Annotated in this window: 16 protein-coding genes; 9 read left to right on the top strand and 7 right to left on the bottom strand. The window is 62.8% G+C overall.

All coding sequences use genetic code 11. The annotated features are described in order from the left end of the window. Positions 1–40 precede the first annotated feature (40 nt). The 3 genes from EOC94_RS20090 (at position 41) to EOC94_RS20100 (ending at position 4,173) form a co-directional block, all read left to right on the top strand. Positions 41–1,822 carry a type I secretion system permease/ATPase gene (locus EOC94_RS20090; protein ID WP_127293153.1) on the top strand — a complete coding sequence of 594 codons (1,782 nt, stop codon included), beginning with the start codon at positions 41–43 and terminating at the stop codon, positions 1,820–1,822. Further along, the gene (locus tag EOC94_RS20095; RefSeq protein WP_127292947.1) at positions 1,819–3,168 is read left to right on the top strand and encodes an HlyD family type I secretion periplasmic adaptor subunit; all 1,350 of its coding nucleotides are present in this window, start codon (positions 1,819–1,821) and stop codon (positions 3,166–3,168) included. The genes EOC94_RS20090 and EOC94_RS20095 overlap by 4 nt, the downstream gene beginning before the upstream one ends. A 111-nt stretch (positions 3,169–3,279) precedes the next feature. Next, positions 3,280–4,173 carry a LysR family transcriptional regulator gene (locus tag EOC94_RS20100; protein WP_127292950.1) on the top strand — a complete coding sequence of 298 codons (894 nt, stop codon included), beginning with the start codon at positions 3,280–3,282 and terminating at the stop codon, positions 4,171–4,173. Between the two features lie 58 nt (positions 4,174–4,231). On the opposite strand, the gene EOC94_RS20105 is transcribed toward EOC94_RS20100, so the two are convergent. Continuing rightward, positions 4,232–4,570: a helix-turn-helix domain-containing protein gene (locus tag EOC94_RS20105; protein WP_065008584.1), complete on the bottom strand. Its 339-nt coding sequence runs from the start codon at positions 4,568–4,570 to the stop codon at positions 4,232–4,234. A gap of 15 nt (positions 4,571–4,585) precedes the next feature. On the opposite strand from EOC94_RS20105, the gene EOC94_RS20110 reads away from it, so the two are divergent. The 3 genes from EOC94_RS20110 to EOC94_RS20120 all read left to right on the top strand — a co-directional run bounded on the left by EOC94_RS20110 (position 4,586) and on the right by EOC94_RS20120 (position 6,866). Next, a complete protein-coding gene (locus tag EOC94_RS20110; protein ID WP_245461357.1) occupies positions 4,586–5,629 on the top strand; it encodes an NAD(P)-dependent oxidoreductase in 1,044 nt (347 codons plus the stop codon). After that, positions 5,622–6,035, top strand: a complete 414-nt coding sequence (locus EOC94_RS20115; RefSeq protein WP_127292953.1) for a GFA family protein — start codon at positions 5,622–5,624, stop codon at positions 6,033–6,035. Before EOC94_RS20110 ends, EOC94_RS20115 begins: the two co-directional genes overlap by 8 nt. A 207-nt stretch (positions 6,036–6,242) precedes the next feature. Then, on the top strand, positions 6,243–6,866 hold the full coding sequence (locus EOC94_RS20120; RefSeq protein ID WP_245465606.1) for a hypothetical protein: 624 nt from the start codon (positions 6,243–6,245) through the stop codon (positions 6,864–6,866). 113 nt (positions 6,867–6,979) lie between these two features. Here the strand turns inward: EOC94_RS20120 and EOC94_RS20125 are convergent, their stop codons facing one another. The 5 genes from EOC94_RS20125 to EOC94_RS20145 all read right to left on the bottom strand — a co-directional run bounded on the left by EOC94_RS20125 (position 6,980) and on the right by EOC94_RS20145 (position 13,945). After that, positions 6,980–8,767: an ABC transporter ATP-binding protein gene (locus EOC94_RS20125; RefSeq protein ID WP_185928290.1), complete on the bottom strand. Its 1,788-nt coding sequence runs from the start codon at positions 8,765–8,767 to the stop codon at positions 6,980–6,982. After that, a complete protein-coding gene (locus tag EOC94_RS20130; RefSeq protein ID WP_245465614.1) occupies positions 8,764–9,774 on the bottom strand; it encodes a glycosyltransferase in 1,011 nt (336 codons plus the stop codon). Before EOC94_RS20130 ends, EOC94_RS20125 begins: the two co-directional genes overlap by 4 nt. A gap of 46 nt (positions 9,775–9,820) precedes the next feature. Beyond that, on the bottom strand, positions 9,821–10,924 hold the full coding sequence (locus EOC94_RS20135; RefSeq protein ID WP_127292962.1) for a glycosyltransferase: 1,104 nt from the start codon (positions 10,922–10,924) through the stop codon (positions 9,821–9,823). A 2-nt stretch (positions 10,925–10,926) separates the two neighbouring features. Continuing rightward, entirely contained in the window at positions 10,927–12,123 is a 1,197-nt protein-coding gene (locus EOC94_RS20140; protein WP_127292965.1) for an acyltransferase, read from the bottom strand. 619 nt (positions 12,124–12,742) lie between these two features. Beyond that, complete coding sequence (locus tag EOC94_RS20145) at positions 12,743–13,945, bottom strand: MFS transporter (protein ID WP_095489203.1); 1,203 nt, start codon at positions 13,943–13,945, stop codon at positions 12,743–12,745. Between the two features lie 212 nt (positions 13,946–14,157). On the opposite strand from EOC94_RS20145, the gene EOC94_RS20150 reads away from it, so the two are divergent. Beyond that, positions 14,158–14,580: a VOC family protein gene (locus EOC94_RS20150; RefSeq protein ID WP_126105590.1), complete on the top strand. Its 423-nt coding sequence runs from the start codon at positions 14,158–14,160 to the stop codon at positions 14,578–14,580. A 131-nt stretch (positions 14,581–14,711) separates the two neighbouring features. Here EOC94_RS20150 and EOC94_RS20155 read toward each other — a convergent pair whose 3' ends face one another. Next, positions 14,712–15,605, bottom strand: a complete 894-nt coding sequence (locus EOC94_RS20155) for a LysR family transcriptional regulator (protein WP_095489201.1) — start codon at positions 15,603–15,605, stop codon at positions 14,712–14,714. A 97-nt stretch (positions 15,606–15,702) separates the two neighbouring features. Here EOC94_RS20155 and EOC94_RS20160 point away from each other — a divergent pair, with 97 nt between their 5' ends. Beyond that, entirely contained in the window at positions 15,703–16,452 is a 750-nt protein-coding gene (locus EOC94_RS20160; RefSeq protein ID WP_095489200.1) for a glucose 1-dehydrogenase, read from the top strand. A 162-nt stretch (positions 16,453–16,614) separates the two neighbouring features. After that, positions 16,615–16,998: an SgcJ/EcaC family oxidoreductase gene (locus tag EOC94_RS20165; RefSeq protein WP_095489199.1), complete on the top strand. Its 384-nt coding sequence runs from the start codon at positions 16,615–16,617 to the stop codon at positions 16,996–16,998. Positions 16,999–17,004 lie beyond the last annotated feature (6 nt).

Raw genomic sequence — 17,004 nt, forward strand, 5'->3', positions numbered from 1 at the left:
CTGCCACCCGCGATCTGTTGCACGAGATGTCATCCAAATGATGAAAACCAACCAACAGCCCGCTGCCCTGCAGGTGGTGATGAAAGAGGCCCGACGCGCCGTCAAGCCGCTTATCTGGTTCAGCGCCGGTATTAACATGCTGATGCTGACCGGGGCGCTGTACATGCTCCAGGTCTACCACCGCGTGTTGGGCAGCCACAGCACGGAGACACTGGTGGTGTTGACGTTGATGGCGGCGACGGCGCTGGCGACAATGGCGGCACTGGAAGTCGTGCGCCAGCGCCTGCTGGCCAAAGTCGGAACGTGGATGAACGCGCGGTTGGCGCCTGTTCTCCTGACCGCATCGGTAGAGTACGCGGCCGCCGCGCCCGGTCAGGTTACCTCCCGCCCGCTGCGTGACCTCGACCAGGTGCGGAATTTCTTCACCAGCCCGAGTATCTACCCGATCCTTGACGCGCCTTGGGCACCGATCTTCTTCGCCGCTATCTTCCTCATGCACCCTTGGTTGGGCTGGCTGGCGTTGTGTGGCGGGATTGTATTGTTCGCACTGGCGTTGCTGAACGAGTACACCACACGCAAGCCGCTGACGGAGGCCGGTAGCGCGCAGTCGCGGGCTTACACGCAGGCTGAGGCCGTGATCCGCAACGCCGAGGTCGTGCAGTCTATGGGCATGTTGAAGCCCCTGCTCGAAATTTGGAAGGTCCACCAGGAGGAGGCGAACGAGGGACATTCCCGCGCCAGCAGCCGGGGCGGCACCATCTCGGCCATCGCGCGCTCCTTCCGTCAGGCCCTCCAGATCGCCATCCTCGGCCTCGGCGCTTATCTTGTATTGCGGAACGAGGCTTCCGGCGGCATCATGATCGCCGCCTCCATCCTGATGGGCCGCGCGTTGGCCCCGGTCGAACAAGCGATCGGCACGTGGAAGGCGACGGTGGGGGCCCGCGACGCCTACAAACGTCTCGTCGCAGTCGCCGGACAGCACCCGGAGGCCACGCCGGCCTTGCCGTTGCCGCGCCCGAAAGGTAAGTTTGAGGCCGAGAACATCGCACTCGCCCGGCAGGGCGGCGGCGAGCCGATTCTGAAAGGAATCAGCTTCCAACTCAACCCGGGCGAAGTGATGGCGTTGATCGGCCCGAGCGCGGCCGGCAAGACGAGTCTGGCGCGAGTGTTGGCCGGCGCTTGGCGCCCATCCGCAGGCCGCGCGTTGCTCGACGGCATGGACGTCGCCCAATGGGCGGCGGAGGACCGGGGCCGTCACGTCGGCTACCTGCCGCAAGACATCGAGCTCTTCGCCGGTACCGTCTCCGAAAACATCTGCCGCTTCGCGGCGCTCAACCCCGCGGTCTTCAAGCACGTGGTCAACGCCGCGCAGCTGGCGGGCGTCCACGAACTGATCAAGGGGCTGCCGAAGGGTTACGCCACCGAGATCGGCGAGGCGGGCGCGGTGTTGTCGGGCGGACAGCGCCAGCGCATCGGGCTGGCGCGGGCACTCTACGGCGACCCGGCGCTCCTTATCCTCGACGAACCCAACTCCAACCTCGACAAAGAGGGCGAAGACGCACTGGCCGCCGCCATCGGTATCGCCAAGGCCACGAAAACGACCATCATCTTGATCGCACACCGCCCGAACATCATGGAGAAGGTCGACAAGGTGTTGGTCCTCAACCGCGGCCAGCAAGACCTCTTCGGCCCGCGCGACTATGTCTTCAACGAACTCGCCAACCGCGCCGGCAAGGTGGCCCAGATGCCAAAGGCAGCCCAGCTGCCAACTCTCGAAGTGGTCAAGGAAGTCAAAAAAATTAAAGAGGTCAAAGAAGCATGAGCCGTTCCCCAGAATTGAACGTCGTGCCGTTACCCGTCCCGCCACCCTCCGTGCTGGAACCGGTACCCCTGCGTCTCACGGGCGTGACGTGCACCGGGTTCGCGATCATGTTCCTGTTCTTCGGCGTGGCGGGGGGTTGGGCGGCGCTGGCACCGTTGGACAGCGCCGCAGTGGCTCCGGGCGTTATCAAGGTCGCCGGCGACCGCAAGCTCATCCAGCACCTCGAGGGCGGCATCATCGCGGAGTTGAACGCCGCCAACGGTGATATCGTCAAGGCGGGCAAGGTCCTCATCCGACTCGACAACACACAGGCAACGGCGCAGCTTGACCTGATCCAGAACCGGATAGCAACGCGTGAGGCGCTGGCCGCGCGTCTCAGGACTGAGCGTGACGGCAAGGCCGAGATCGAGTTTGATCCGGCGTTGCTCGCAGACCCCGCCACCGCCGTAAAGGACGCGGTGGCCGCACAGCGTGACGTGTTCGCGGCGAAGCACCACAACTTGAAGGACGAGCGGGAAATTCTCAGCCAGCGCCGTCACCAGACCGAGGAAGAGATAACGGGACTAGAGGAACTTATCGTCACCGAGGACAAGCAGATCGAGGCGATCGAGGGTGAAACCAAAGACCTTGAAAGTCTGCTCAAGAAGGGGCTGACCACCCGCGAGAGGAACCTGTTGCTCAGACGACAACAGCGGGTGGTAGAGGGGGAGCGCGCTACCAACGTCGCGGCAATCGCTCGTGCCAGAAGCGCCATGGCCGAGATTGAGATGCAAATTTTGAACCTCAACACAGTGCGGCTGAACGAGGCCGTCGAGGAGTTGAGCAAGGTCGAGGCGGAGTTGTTTGACCTCAGACAGGAGGAGCGTTCCGCCAAGGACGTGCTTACCCGTACCAATGTCGTCGCCCCAGTTGACGGCATCGTCATGGACCTGAAGGTCCACACGGCGGGCGGTGTCGTGAAATCCGGTGAGACATTGATGACCGTCGTGCCGCTCGGACAACAACTCGTGGTCGAGGCTATGGTCAAACCAGAGGATGTCGAGACGATCGCGCCCGGACAGCCCGCGCGCGTCAGCTTCCCGGCCTTCGCCCGCTACAACCTGCCACCACTCGACGGCGTCGTGGAGATCGTGTCGGCTGACCGCATGGTGGAGGAGCGCAGCGGCGCACCGTATTTCGCCGCAACCGTGTTGATCGACAAGAGCGAACTCGCCAAGCTGGAGGGCCGTAAACTGCTGCCGGGCATGTCGAGCGAGGCGCTGATCCGGACAGGTGCTCGCACCGTGCTTTCTTACCTCGCCGAGCCGATCACGCAGAACTTCCGCCGAGCCATGCGGGAAAAATAGGCCGCCCAACGTCTTCTTCATCTGACCAGATAAAAAACCGGCCCCGCGCTCGTGCATGGCCTTGCAATTAAGTGCCTGAATTGGGCATTAAGTTATGAGGTGGATTCATGAATGGCGCGCAGCAACGTCAACGACCTTCTTGCCTTCCTGGCTGTGGCGAAGGAGCGAAGCTTCACCAGGGCGGCCGCGCAACTCGGCGTTTCGCAGTCTGCGCTCAGCCATACGATCCGAGGGCTTGAAGAACGGCTCGGGCTCCGGCTGCTGACCCGCACCACACGCAGCGTCTCTCCGACGGAAGCGGGCGAACGCCTGCTGCAAAATGTTGGTCCGCGGTTTGAAGAGATCGAGACGGAACTCGCCTCGCTGAGCGAGCTGCGCGACAAGCCCGCCGGCACCATCCGCATCACGGCTGGCGAATATGCGGCCGACACGGTCCTCTGGCCCGCTCTGGCCAGGCTGCTGCCGGACTATCCCGACATCAAGGTCGAGATCGTCGTCGACTACGGCCTCACCGACATCGTCGCGGAGCGCTACGACGCCGGCGTTCGTCTCGGCGAGCAGGTGGCAAAGGACATGATCGCCGTGCGCATCGGGCCCGATATGCGCATGGCGGTCGTCGGCGCGCCGTCCTATTTCGCCAGGCGCAAGCCACCAAAGACACCGCAGGATCTGATGGTGCACGACTGCATCAATCTGCGGCTGCCGACCTATGGCGGGCTCTACGCCTGGGAGTTCGAGAAAAACGGGCGCGAGCTCAAAGTGCGGGTGGAAGGGCAGTTTGTCTTCAACACCTCTGCGCTCAGGCTGAACGCGGTGCTGGCCGGGTTTGGGCTGGCGTACCTGCCCGAGGATCAGGCGCGGGCTCACATTGCGGAAGGGCGCCTTGTCCGTGTGCTCGCCGACTGGTGCCCGCCGTTCTCGGGCTGTCACCTCTACTATCCGAGCCGAAGGCAGAACTCGCCGGCCTTCGCCGTGCTCGTCGACGCGCTGCGCTTTCGCGACTGAAAGGAGAGGCCGCCGCTCGCGCGGTTGATACTAAACCGACGCGACGCCGATGCCCGCGTCAGGCCGCTTTACGCTGGGATTTCCATGTCTCGTGGTGCTTGCCCCACGCCGACATGACAGTCACCGCATCGTTCAGGCTAAAGCCGAGCGGCGTGATCGAGTATTCCACGCGAGGCGGCACCTCGTCATAGGCGCGCCGGCTGATGAGTCCGTCGGCTTCCATCTGCCGCAATTGCTGCGTGAGCACCTTCTCGCTGACGCCAGGTAGCAACCGGCGCAGTTCGGCAAAGCGGTATGGCCGCAGGTGCAGTTCCCATAGCAGCGAGGTTTTCCACTTTCCGCCGATGGCCTGCAGCGCGGCAGCAAAACCGCAGCTGTCTGGTTCCTTGCGCCTCATTTGGCAGCTCCTGTCATGATGGCGATAGCTTACCTCAAGGTGCGTACTTCTCAACGCAGCAAGAATTTATATCTTCGGATCGAGCGCGCCAAACATAAAACGGACCCTCGTCGAGAGGGCCATCAGTCTATCGGAGAAATTATTATGACATCAAATGTCTGCGTGCTCGGCGCGGGCCGAATGGGCTCGTCCATTGCTCGAACGCTGCTCGATCGCGGCTACACGACATGGGTCTGGAATCGGACCGCGGCAAAGTGCGATCCATTGGCGGCCCTTGGCGCGAAGGTCGCCCCCTCGGTGCAGGCTGGCATCCAGGCGGCCGAAATCGTGATCATCAATGTTCTCGACTATGCCGCCAGCGATGCTTTGCTGAAGCGGGACGGCATCGCTTCGGCATTGGCCGGCAAAGCCGTCGTGCAACTCACCTCCGGCTCACCGCGTCTGGCCCGGGAAGAAGCGCGCTGGGTGGAGGCGCATGGTGCCGGCTATCTGGACGGCGCGATCATGGCCACTCCGGATTTCATAGGCAAACCAGAGACCGCGCTGCTTTATTCGGGTTCCCGCGACGTTTACGAGAAGCACAAGCCCCTGCTTTTCGCGCTCGGCGGCGGCACGAGCTATGTCGGCGAGCTGCCGGGCCAGGCCTCTGCGCTCGATACCGCTCTGCTCACCCAGATGTGGGGCGGGCTCTTCGGGGCACTCCAGGGCATGGCTGTCGCCGAGGCTGAAGGGCTCGACCTGGAGACGTTCAGGAGCCATCTTTCCGCATTCAAGCCGGTCGTCGATGCCGCTCTGTTCGACGTGGTGGATAGAACAAATGCGCGCCGTTTTGCCGGCGACGACGCAACCCTCGCCTCATTGGGTGCCCACTACAGCGCCTTCCAGCACCTGCTTGAGGCATGCGAGGAGCGAGGGCTCGACGCGGCTATGCCGCACGCCATGGATATGATCTTTCAACAGGCGCTTTCGCGCGGGCGCACGGAAGATGATTTCGCATCTCTCGCGCCCTTGTTTCGAAACGGCGTGCCGCGCCGGAGCCGGGAGCCAGCGAATGCATAGCGGCAAGACGAGAAGAACCGCGACCTGCTCGTGCCGGGGCGTGGAGCTCGTCCTCGCCGGAGAGCCGCGACGCGTCTATGCGTGCAGTTGCCTGGAGTGCCAGCGATGTACCGGAACGGCGTTCTCGTATCGGGCGATCTATGCCGACTCCGCGCTTGTCGGCCAGAAAGGCGAGACCAGATCCTGGCGCAGAACCGGCTCGTCGGGGCAATGGTTGGAGCAGACATTCTGCACCACGTGCGGGTCGGTCGTTTTCATGCGGGCAGAAGCGCTGAAGGATGCGCTGTCGGTATCGGTCGGCTGTCTGGAGGACCCGGAATTCCCGCCCCCGATCATGCTCCATTGGCCTGCCCGAAAGCATAAATGGCTTTGTTTGGAAGGCGTGCCCGAAGCAGCCGCCTCTTGAGGAGCGGATCACCCAGAGCAGCGCGACACTTGGCTTGCGACAGGGCGGATAGCTGCCGCGGGCGACTGCGACCCGAAGGCTCCCTTGCAACACTTTGCACTCCTCGACGTTCTCCCTCGGCTTCGCCCGGTGGGCTGCGGAAAACCGGCAGGCCGATCATAGTCGCCTTTGGTCGCGTTGTGGTTGGGCCGGCCGAAGGAGGACGCAATGACGAAAGAGAGCAACAACACGCAGCAAGTTCTGCAGTGCATGACAACCGAGCACTTCGTGCTGCAGACCGCCCGCGCAGCCACGATTCAAGAAGCGAACCAGCGCGCCAATCTGTTCCTCACGTCGGTCTCAAGCGTAACGATCGCTCTGTCATTCGTCGCGCAAGTCACGGAAATGGGTATGCCTTTCGTGCTGTTCAGCCTGATCCTGCTGCCTTGCCTGTTCTTCATCGGTCTGGTCACCTTCGTGCGCGCCGTGCAGGTTGCGATCGAGGATATGGTGCACGCTCGTGGCATGGCGCGGATCCGGCACTATTACGTCGAAATCGCGCCAATCATGCAAAAGTACCTCATCCATTCCACGCATGATGACCGCTCGGCGGTGCTCGTCGACAAGGGCTTCAACCCGTCGCCCCTGCAGTATTTCATGACGACCGCAGGCATGGTGAGTACGATCAGCGGCGCGATCGCAGGCGTCTTTACGGGCATAGTGGCAACATCGGTAATCGGCTCGGGAATGTCGCTCGGAGTTATTTCCGGAATTTGGCTTTCGTTACAAGCATCCTGCTGCTGCGGCATTACCACGCCCGAGCCTGGGCGGCGGCCGAGCAGAAATTGGTGACACTTTTCCCGGGCGTGCCCGGCAAATGACGTCACTCAGCCCTGCTCGCCCCTACGCCGGTTGCAGCCGCCCGCGGCAAGGCGCGACCGCGCCAGGCAGAATCGCAGCCCTCGTCAGTCGAGCGGTTCATGCTGATAGAGCTCATCCATGCTGAGCGATGCCAGCGCAGCAAAGGGCGCCTGCTTTTTCACACGGCCGCCGCTCAGGATCACCACGTCGTCGCAGAACGAGATGGTGCTGTGATGATGGCTGATGACTATGGTCGTGCGGCGGCCGGCCCTCGACTTCAGGGTTTCGACGATTGCCGCTTCCGACAGTCCGTCCACCGCATTGGTGGCTTCGTCCAGGATGAGGATGTCGGGATCGCGCACCAGGGCTCTCGCCAGTGCGATCCGCTGCCGCTGTCCCGCTGAAAGATTGACGCCCCTGTAGCCGACGATCGTCTCGTAGCCTTGCGGCAGATGTTCAATGAATTCATGTGCTTCGGCCAGCCTCGCAGCGCGCTCGGCGTCGCCGGCCGAGGCGTCGTCCTGCCCGTAGATTATGTTTTCAAAGATGGTGCCATCCACCAGTTCCAGGTCCTGGCTGGCAAGCGCGATATGCCTTCGCCATTGGCTGGGATCGATCTGGTCGAGGGGTGATCCATCGACCAGAATTCTACCGGTATCAGGTTCGACAAAGCGGCACAGGAGATTGACGATTGTCGTCTTGCCCGCGCCTGACCGGCCGATCAGCGCCGTCGAGCGGCCGCTGCGGATTTCGAAAGCCGCCGAATGCAGCACCACGGCGCGCCGGTCCTTGCCGGAATAGGTAAAGGTCACGTCATCGAACTTGATTCCCTGGCCCAAGCCGCGAAAGGGTCCGCTGCCTTGTGGAGGCTCGGGCTTGTCGGATGGATCCAGCATCCAGACCACCTCTTCAAGCGATCCGCTCAAGCCCTGCAACTGGCTCCAGGCCATTTGCAAAGCCCGCATATACGGCTGCAGCCTGTAGAGCAGGATGACGAACGCGACGATCAGCGGGAAACTCACGCCCACGAACCAGGCGCCGATCACCACCGCCAGAAAGAGCATCGCGTGGAGGACCTCGGTCAGCGGCGGCAACGCGCCCTGACGGGTAAGCAGGACGAAAGCAGCGCGGCGAACCCCATCCGATGCCCGATCGAATACCGCCTTCTCGCGGCTCTCCTGTCCGAAAATGCGGATCAGACGCCCGGCATGCACGAGGTGGAGCATCTGCGAGGCGAGATCGCTGTTGCGCGAGGCGACGCTGCGGCTGGGCGCCTTCAAATTGGCTGACAGCACAGCGTGCGCGATCTGAACGAGCACCAATCCCAGTGTGACCAAAAGTGTCATCTGCCACGAAAGCAGGAGCAGAAAGACCAGCAGGATGATTGCAGCCGAGGCGCTGACGATGGCCGCCAGCATGATCTGGATCGCATCCGATGCCCGCCAGGATTCGTTGGAGATGATGTTGAGCAGCCGTCCGGGACTTTGCTGCAGGAAGAATGGGTAACCCACCCGCAGCAGCTGCTCCGACAGCGCGCTGCGGATCGAATGGCTGGCTTTGCCATAGATAAAGGTCGTCAGCAGCGTGTTTGCGAAGGCGAAGACGTTCTTCAGGACGATCGAGCCGAGGATGGCGGCCGAGATGACGATCAGCCGGTCGCGCTCGCTCAAGCTCGATCCGACGTGCTGGAACACGGCGGAAAAGCCGGCCATCCCAGCTTGATCCCCCTGCCCCATGATGATGCCCAGCAGGGGGATGATCAAGCCTATGCCGAAGCCTTCGAGGGCGGCGCCGACAAGGCCGAGAAGCACCACGGCGGGAAGCAGGCGCAACTGCTTCCTTCCAAGCGCGCGGCGCAGCATCGGCAGGCTCGGCGGAACCAGTCGCATTATGGCGTATTCACCCTCGCCTCGGCATTTGCCTGTTGATCCTGTGCTTGTTGATCCTGCCGCACTTGCGGCGCCTGCGGCCATCTCGCCAGCAAAAGCACGGCGAACTTGGCCGCGCCGAGCATATTCATGGCGACGATCGGCCAGTGCGACAGCTTGAGTTCGCGATCGAACGCAGGACCCTTCACCAATTCCCGGAAAGCCGATCTGACTGCCCAGTAGAAATGGCGAAGCAGCCAGGGCGCATGGCGAACATGTTTCAGGCACAGCCCGCCATTGCCCATGCTGTAGTCGCGGTGGAGCTTTTCGATGGCTTTGCGATCTCGCCGGCCGTGATGGTGGAAAATCGTCATATCGGGCACATATTCGACCGGGATGCCGAGCAGCACCGCTCGCACAAGGTAATCCGTATCCTCCGCGGAACGCAGTGGGCCGCCCGCGCCGAACCGCTCGTCGAAAAGCCCGATACGGGCCGCAACATCGCGGTGCATCGTCATGTTGCATCCCAGCACAAAGCCGCCGGGATGAACGTCCGATGTAAGCCGCTCGCGGACCGGCGACCGCTTGATCGTGAACGGCAGATCCCTGGCATCGCCGATCTCGACGCGGCCTCCCCGGACGACCCGTTCCCCGGTCGCATAGTGTCGCTGCAAATCGCTGAGATAGTCACCATGGACTTGGCAATCATCATCGACGAAGACCAGCACACGGCCCCGTGCGCGCGCCAGGCCGGCGTTGCGGGCCGCGGCCAATCCGGGTCGTGGCTCGCAAATAGCCTTCAATGGAATGTCCGACAGTTCGGCGATGCTGGCCAGGCGCTCTGCCGTGCGGTCGGTCGAGCCGTTGTCGACAACCACGAGTTCGGCCGCGAAGGCAGGATGGGCACGGCACGCGGCCTGGATCGACTTGATGCAAGGCTCAAGCACCGCAACGCGGTTGCGTGTGCAGACGATGAAGCTGACCTCGGGCGCTGGTCCATGCTGCGACCCGACCGAATTGGCCGCAGGCATCGTCGCGCGGTTGTGCTGCAGAAGCTGGTGGGATTTGACTGTCATTCTAGCTCGACCCAAGGGAAGGCAGAACCGCTGCGGCCGGCACGGACTGCAAGTACCGCGACAAGGCGTCGACCTGCCTGGTCGCCGACATCGAGACGAGACTGAACCGCGGCGCGTAAGCGCCAGCACGCAATGCGTACCGCTCGCGACGCCGAATGAGGTCCCATTTCGCGGTCCGCGTCAGGAACTCGTGCGTCAGCAGCGGTTGCATCTCATCTGATATGAGTTGGTAGAGGAAATAGAACAGGTTCAGCGTGCCGGCCTCATAGCTAGGCCTCGTTTCCGCCGGCAGTCCGGAAATTCTCGCTTCCAGTGCCAGAAGCCATTCGGCGGCACGGCCTACCGTATCCGTCGAGACAACATCGCCGATGTCGCGCAGGTCCCGCGTGTTTTGCGCGAGTTCCTCCCGCTCAAGGGTCTCGGCCACGATCTTCAAATGTGTCCTCCGCATTTCCCCCTTGTGCCTGTTCGTCACGCTTTCGCCGTGGATACGATAGGCAATCAGGTTTTCGGGGATCATTGCGGCCGGGTAACGGTCGGTAAGCCGTCTGAAGAGATCGAAATCTTCGGCGTGCCTGTAGCTCCCGTCGTAATATAGATCGCCGCCCCTTATGACGTTCCTATTATAAACCACTGTAGGATGCATGAATATCGTGAAGAACCTCGACAATATCCGAAGGAGATTTTCCTGGAGCGCCGGATCGGGCAGGCCTTTGACGATGCGGTTGCCAAGCAGGAAATCCACGCCCGCGCCACACAGAGCAAGGTCGGGCCGCTGGTTGAAGAGCGCTACCTGACGTGACAAGCGCCAGGGATAGGCGATATCGTCCGCGTCCATCCTGGCGACCAGATCGCCCCGAGCCACACCTAGCCCTTCGTTCAAGGTTGCGACGAGGCCGCGGTTTTCACGGGAGAGGATGGAGATGCGATTGTCAGATTTGCGGTAATTCTGCAGGATCTGCAGGGAATTATCCGTCGATCCGTCGTTGATCGCAATGATCTCCAGGCGATCGTAATCCTGCCGCAGGATGCTGCCGAGCGCGGCAGCCAGATAAGGTCCGGCATTATAGATCGGCAGCAGAACGGACACCAAGGGAGCGGCCATGGTCAGCTCCGATCCGTTCGCGGGAGGTCGCGTGCCAAGGATGATGTGCGGCCATCAAGCGGGCCACTGAAACGGGCTCCTGCTGTCCTCCCGAGCCACCCGCCACCGTTCGTTTTGACGCCTGTCGGGATGACGGCGCCGGCTCTTGGCGCAACATAGGGAAAATGGCGCTTGAGGCTGTTGAGCGGCTTTTCGAAAAACAGCCATGAGACTGAAGCCACGATGAGGGTCGCCGTTCCCGCAACCAGGAATCGCCCCGGTCCTTGCTCCGAGACGTTGAGCGGGATCCAAGGCTGGGACATGACGGCGAGCGACAGGACGATCGGATGGTACAGGTAAACGCCATAGCTGACGCGGCCAAGCGCCAGTAGTGGCGGCAGTTCGAGAAGCCTCCCCCGATAACCGCCAAGGCCGGACGAGCAGCTCGCAACGACCACTACAAGCGGCGCGAGAGGCAGGACTTCCAGCAGCACCCAGCGGCCCCATTCCTGCACGGGATTTGCCGGCGTCGGCGCAAGCCACTGCAAGACGAAAAACGCGGCCGCGAGTGCCGGCCAGCCAAGTCGCAGCCACTGCGGCAAGGCTGCGGTTCTGGTTCGGTAGACTGCAAGCAGCGCGCCTGACGCCAGCGCGTCCATCGATGCCGGCGGAAGCAGGTCGCGGGCAAGGTCGGGACTTCCAGCGATCGGCCAGTAAAAGCGATACGACAGCGACAGCAGGATGACGCCGATACAGATCGATTGAAGACGCCGGCGCGGCGCCAGCAAGACGATCAATGGCCAGACGATATAGAACTGCTCCTCGATGCTCAGGCTCCAAAGATGGGCGAGGACCCACGGCGTCCATTCATTGCGCAGCGCGAACCAGAAATTCGACAGATAAAGCGCATGCCAGACCAGCGATCCCCTCGACTGCTCCAGATCGACCAGCCAAACGAAACCCAGCACGGCAAAGTAGGGAGGGAATATGCGCAGCGCCCGCCTGATGTAGAAGGATTTGAGTGCTGGCGCCGTTTCGAATTCAGCGGCCGAGCGCGCGTCCAGAAGAAGGCGCGTGATCAGAAACCCGCTCAGCACGAAGAACAATCGCACGCCGATGTGGCCCCAGAAGGAAGAACCTCCCGCCGCAAAGAAATGCGAATACATCACCATCGTCACCGCGATGGCCCTCAGCGCGTCCAATTGCGTGTCGCGTCTCATCGGCCGCGCCCGCCAGTTGGATGTCTCCGCCGAAATTGCCGCCGCCGCACGCGTTCGCCGCGGGCCACTTTGCGGATGACGGCGCAACATGGCTGATCGTTTTTGCTCGAAGCGCAGCGTCTTGCGCGTGCTCCAGAGGTCCGGGCGGGGCGACCGAATGGCTCTGCGCCAATCCCCGCCAGTGGGTCCACCAGATTGCAGATTGCCTCAACACCACGCTTCACCGGGCCTCCAGGGAGAATTGCCAAGGAGAGTCTCTTCACGCCATCGAATGCCCCAAGCCCGACGATAGGAAAAAAATGCTGCGCCGCAACACAAAATGTTAACGTGACTGAAATAGTCGCGTGAGGTACGCCTGCGAAATGCGCGAAAACCGCCCGAAATTGCCTATTTTGGCAGTTTTGCGTCCGAATCCCCGACTTATCCACACTTCGTATTGGCGTGAGCGCGCTGCAATGCAGCATGATCGATCGCTAATCAAGAGGAAACGGGCCCACAGACCTGACCTAAACAGAGCACAAAGCTCCCATCGTTGCCGATCGGGTCTCGTAGTTGGGGGACAAAAGCCGGCATAGTTTATGTCCACTTTTGACCCCCTGCGCCCACTCTCGGCCAATCCTTACGCCGGTTGCAACTCCCTGCGCGGCAGCCGCGGGAAGGCGATCGCCACCGCCACCGCGCCGAGCCCGACAAGGGCCGAGCCGATGAACAGCCAAGAATAGCTGGCATAGGCATCGAACACCATGCCGCCGGCGAGCGGGCCGAAGGCCATGCCGATGCTGGACAGCATGGTGACGGCACCAAACACCGTGCCGAGGATGCGCTGGCCGAAATATTCGCGCGCCAGCACCGCATAGAGCGGCATCACGCCGCCATAGGTGGCGCCGAAGATGATGGCGAGCGTGTAGAATTGACCAAGCTCGCTGACGGCGAGATAGGCTGCGATGACCACGGACTGTATCGCCAGACCGGTAATCAGCACCGGCTTGACCCCCAGCCGGTCGGCAAGCACGCCGTATAGAAGCCTGCCGCCTAAGCCGGCCAGGCCCTCGATGCTGTAGATGCTGACCGCCGCCATCGGCGCTATGCCGCACAGCATCGCATAGCTCACCATGTGGAAGATTGGCCCGGAATGCGCCGCGCAGCAGGCAAAGAAGGTCAGTGCCAGAACGATGAATTGCGGCGAGCGGAACGCTTGTGGAACTGACATGCCGGTATCGTTGGCGGCAATATCGGCGGCTGCGCCGTCGGCGGCAGGCTTGGGCGGCTGGCGCACCAGCAATGCGGCCGGCACCAGCAGCGCCCATGCCGCGACGCCGATGACGAACATGGCGGTGCGCCAGTCATAGGCCGTGATCAGCCATTGCGCGAAGGGCGAGATCGTCATCGGCGCCACGCCCATGCCCGCCGAGACCAGGGAAACGGCCAAGCTGCGATTGGTGTCGAACCAAGCGGCGGTCAGCGCGATCATTGGCGCGAAGAAGGCGCTTGCCGCCAGGCCGACGAGCACGCCATAGGTGATCTGGAAGACAAGCAGCGAGCCGGTGCGGCTGGCCAGCACCAGCGCCAGCCCGAGCAGCAACGCACCTGTCATCACCACGATGCGGGCGCCGTAGCGATCGTAAATGGCGCCCCAGGCGAAGCCGCCGAGGCCCATTACCAGGAAGTTCAGCGTCATAGCGCTCGATATGCCGGCGCGCGACCAATCTGTGTCGAGCGCCATCGGTTCGAGGAAAATCGCCAGCGAGAACATCGCCCCGAGGGCGACACAGGTCATCACAGCACCTGCCGCGACGATGACCCAACGATAGGAAAGGCTCATGTTTTTCTCCCGAGATCGTTTGGACACGGCGCGACTTCTTTCGAGCTTCGTCACACCGCTTGCGTCCGAAGGACGATGGCGACATTTCGAATCCTACAATCCGGTTGCGTTTTTTATCCAGTCGGGAAATCGCCCCACTCAATTGCTCCATTGCATTGACCGTGCACTGTCCTGAGCTAGATTTCCAACCTGGCGATCAGGAGCTAACAGGCATGGAACTTCATCGCGGCCGTCTCATCGACCACGTCCAGCTGGTGGTCAGGGATCTCAAGGCCAGCCGCCGCTTCTACGAGGCGGTTTTCAAGGTGCTCGACGTTCCCATCGGCGGCAGCGCCGAGGATTATTTCTGGGCCGACGAGCTGTTCGTCTCCAGCATCGACAGCCGGGCGGCCAACGGGCAACTGACCGGGCGCCACCACCTTGCCTTCCAGGCAAAGGACCGCGCGATGGTCGACGCCTTCTACAAGGCCGGCCTCGATGGCGGCGGCACGGACAATGGCGCACCGGGCGAGCGGCAGCACTACCATCCCGGCTACTATGCCGCCTTCCTGCTCGATCCCGACGGCAACAACATCGAGGCCGTCTTTCACGGGCCGGCGAACCGCAGCGCCGCTTCGGTGAAGATTACGTTTTAGCTCGATGGACAGGGATTCTCGTTACGTCGCGCCGCGCCAGGGCTTGATATTAAACTTCAACGCAGCGACGCTCAAAGGCTACCGCATGGCCATCGAGGAAGCGCCGCTGTCTTTGCCACGGAGCGCCTGCCCTATCGCGTCAGCGCCGCCATCTGGCTCGCCAGGAAGTCGACGAACAGCCGGGCACGGACCGGTAGCTGCCGCCCATACGCATGGACGATGTGCACCGGCATGGTCGGCATCGCCACCTCGGGCAGGATGCGGACCAGACGGCCGGTGTCGAGATCGTCCTGCACGGCAAACTGCATCAGATGCGCGATGCCGGCTCCGGCAAGCGCCGCTTGCCGGATGGCGCCGCCGTCATCGGTGTCGAGTCGCCCGTTCGGCACGATCACCGTGCCGTCGGCCAAGGTGACGGGATAAGGCCGGCCGGCCATCTGGTAGCGGACGAAGTCGTGGTTCTGCAAATCCTCGATCGAGGCCGGCCGGCCGCGCCGTTCGACATAGGCGGGCGACGCCACCAGCACGATCGGCAGATTGGCGATCTTGCGAGCGATGAGCCCGGTGTCCGACAGCGCCCCCATGCGCACCGCGACGTCATAGCCTTCGCGGATCAGGTCGGCGTGGCGGTCGGTGACGCTGAGCTCGAGCTTCACCTCGCCGTGCTGAGCCAGGAACGCTTGCGCCCATGCGGCGATCAGGCCGCGCCCGAGTTCGACGGATGCCGTGACGCGCAGCAGGCCGCGCGCCGTATCGGCCATCTGGACGATGTCCTCGGCATCGTCGAGCGCTCTCAGCAAAGGCGCGACCCGCTCGTAATAGGCGAGGCCTTCGCTGGTCAGTGCCAGGCGGCGCGTCGAGCGCTGGATCAGCCTGACGCCCAGCCGCCGCTCGAGCCGCGCTACGCTCTTCGACACCGCCGACGGGCTGGAGCCGACCAGCCGGCTGGCGGCATGGAACGAACCGGCATCGACCGTGCGCACGAAGGCGACGAGACCGGCGGTCTTTTCGAGGATGGTGGTCATTCCAGAATTCCAGGCACGAAAGAACCGATCGAGGCGATCCTAATACGCTATCCCATCACTATTAAATACCGCTCATCGTCAACGAAGGAGAGATTTGATGAGCAAGCTGAACGGCAAGGTGGCCATCGTCACCGGCGCCTCCAAGGGTATCGGCGCCGGCATCGCCAAGGGTCTTGCGGCGGCCGGTGCCGCCGTGGTCGTCAACTATGCTTCGTCGCGGGAAGGTGCGGACCGCGTCGTTGCCGCGATCAAGGCCGCAGGCGGCCGAGCCATTGCCGTCCACGGTGACGTGTCGCAAGCGGCCGACGTGCGCCGCCTGTTCGAGGCCGCCAAATCGTCGTTCGGCGCGGTGGACATCCTGGTCAACAACGCCGGCGTCTTCGCATTCGAGCCACTGGAAGCGGTGACCGAGGCCGAATTCCACCGTGAGTTCGACACCAATGTGCTGGGCACCATCCTGACCATCCGGGAAGCGGTGAACCATTTCGGCGCCGGAGGCGGCAGCGTCATCAACATAAGCTCGGTCGCCAGCCTCAACCCGCAGCCGAACTCGCTGGTCTACGCCGCCACCAAGGGCGCGGTGGATTCGATCACGCTGTCGATGTCGCGAGAACTGGGCGTCCGCAACATCCGCGTCAACGCCATCGCGCCCGGGGGCGTCGACACCGAAGGCCTGCAGCGGATCGGCATCGTCGGCAGCGAGTTCGAGAAGCAGGTCATCGCCATGACCCCGCTCGGCCGCTTCGGCCAGCCCGACGACATCGCCCGAATCGCGGTGTTCCTCGCCTCCGACGAGGCGTCCTGGCTGACCGGCGAGCGCATCACCGCCTCGGGGGGCTGGCGGTAGGCATAGAGGGCGCGGACCTGCCATTTCACGGACCATGCCCCACCCAGCGCGACGTCGATAAAACACCGGCAATCGATGACCGGGGCGATCTGTGCCCTATGTTGCGGCGAGGGAGGAGCGCCGTTCGGTACCGATGACGGCGGGGAGCCAGGAAGATAACGGATGACGGACGACGAAAGAGCAATCCGAAAGCTGGTCGAGACGTGGATGGATGCGAGCAAGCGTGGAGACACCGCGACCGTCCTCAGCTTGATGACGGACGACGCGATCTTCATGGTTCCCGGCCGGGAGCCCTTCGACAAGGAGATCTTCGCGGCAGCCGCGCAGGAGACGGCCGGCGTTCATATCGACGGCACGAGCGATATCGTGGAACTACAGCTTCTCGGCAGTTGGGCTTTCATCCGCAGCCGCATCGACATGACCGCGACCCCGCCGAATGGCGAGCCGGTCCATCGATCGGGATATGCGCTGACGCTCCTGCGCAAGGAGGCGGATGGTGCATGGCGGCTCGCGCGCGATGCGAACCTGCTGACCGTGCAAGGCTAGAGCCGG

The sequence above is a fragment of the Mesorhizobium sp. M6A.T.Ce.TU.016.01.1.1 genome, from assembly GCF_003997065.1.
Classification (GTDB): Bacteria; Pseudomonadota; Alphaproteobacteria; order Rhizobiales; family Rhizobiaceae; genus Mesorhizobium; species Mesorhizobium mediterraneum.

Bases quoted from the DNA above. Each gene is read 5' to 3' on its own strand.
- EOC94_RS20090 (WP_127293153.1), top strand. From the start codon at position 41: ATGAAAACCAACCAACAGCCCGCTGCCCTGCAGGTGGTGATGAAAGAG.
- EOC94_RS20135 (WP_127292962.1), bottom strand. From the start codon at position 10,924: ATGGCCGCTCCCTTGGTGTCCGTTCTGCTGCCGATCTATAATGCCGGA.
- EOC94_RS20095 (WP_127292947.1), top strand. From the start codon at position 1,819: ATGAGCCGTTCCCCAGAATTGAACGTCGTGCCGTTACCCGTCCCGCCA.
- EOC94_RS20105 (WP_065008584.1), bottom strand. From the start codon at position 4,570: ATGAGGCGCAAGGAACCAGACAGCTGCGGTTTTGCTGCCGCGCTGCAG.
- EOC94_RS20100 (WP_127292950.1), top strand. From the start codon at position 3,280: ATGGCGCGCAGCAACGTCAACGACCTTCTTGCCTTCCTGGCTGTGGCG.
- EOC94_RS20165 (WP_095489199.1), top strand. From the start codon at position 16,615: ATGACGGACGACGAAAGAGCAATCCGAAAGCTGGTCGAGACGTGGATG.
- EOC94_RS20150 (WP_126105590.1), top strand. From the start codon at position 14,158: ATGGAACTTCATCGCGGCCGTCTCATCGACCACGTCCAGCTGGTGGTC.
- EOC94_RS20130 (WP_245465614.1), bottom strand. From the start codon at position 9,774: ATGCCTGCGGCCAATTCGGTCGGGTCGCAGCATGGACCAGCGCCCGAG.
- EOC94_RS20155 (WP_095489201.1), bottom strand. From the start codon at position 15,605: ATGACCACCATCCTCGAAAAGACCGCCGGTCTCGTCGCCTTCGTGCGC.
- EOC94_RS20145 (WP_095489203.1), bottom strand. From the start codon at position 13,945: ATGAGCCTTTCCTATCGTTGGGTCATCGTCGCGGCAGGTGCTGTGATG.
- EOC94_RS20160 (WP_095489200.1), top strand. From the start codon at position 15,703: ATGAGCAAGCTGAACGGCAAGGTGGCCATCGTCACCGGCGCCTCCAAG.
- EOC94_RS20140 (WP_127292965.1), bottom strand. From the start codon at position 12,123: ATGAGACGCGACACGCAATTGGACGCGCTGAGGGCCATCGCGGTGACG.
- EOC94_RS20120 (WP_245465606.1), top strand. From the start codon at position 6,243: ATGACGAAAGAGAGCAACAACACGCAGCAAGTTCTGCAGTGCATGACA.
- EOC94_RS20110 (WP_245461357.1), top strand. From the start codon at position 4,586: ATGATGGCGATAGCTTACCTCAAGGTGCGTACTTCTCAACGCAGCAAG.
- EOC94_RS20115 (WP_127292953.1), top strand. From the start codon at position 5,622: ATGCATAGCGGCAAGACGAGAAGAACCGCGACCTGCTCGTGCCGGGGC.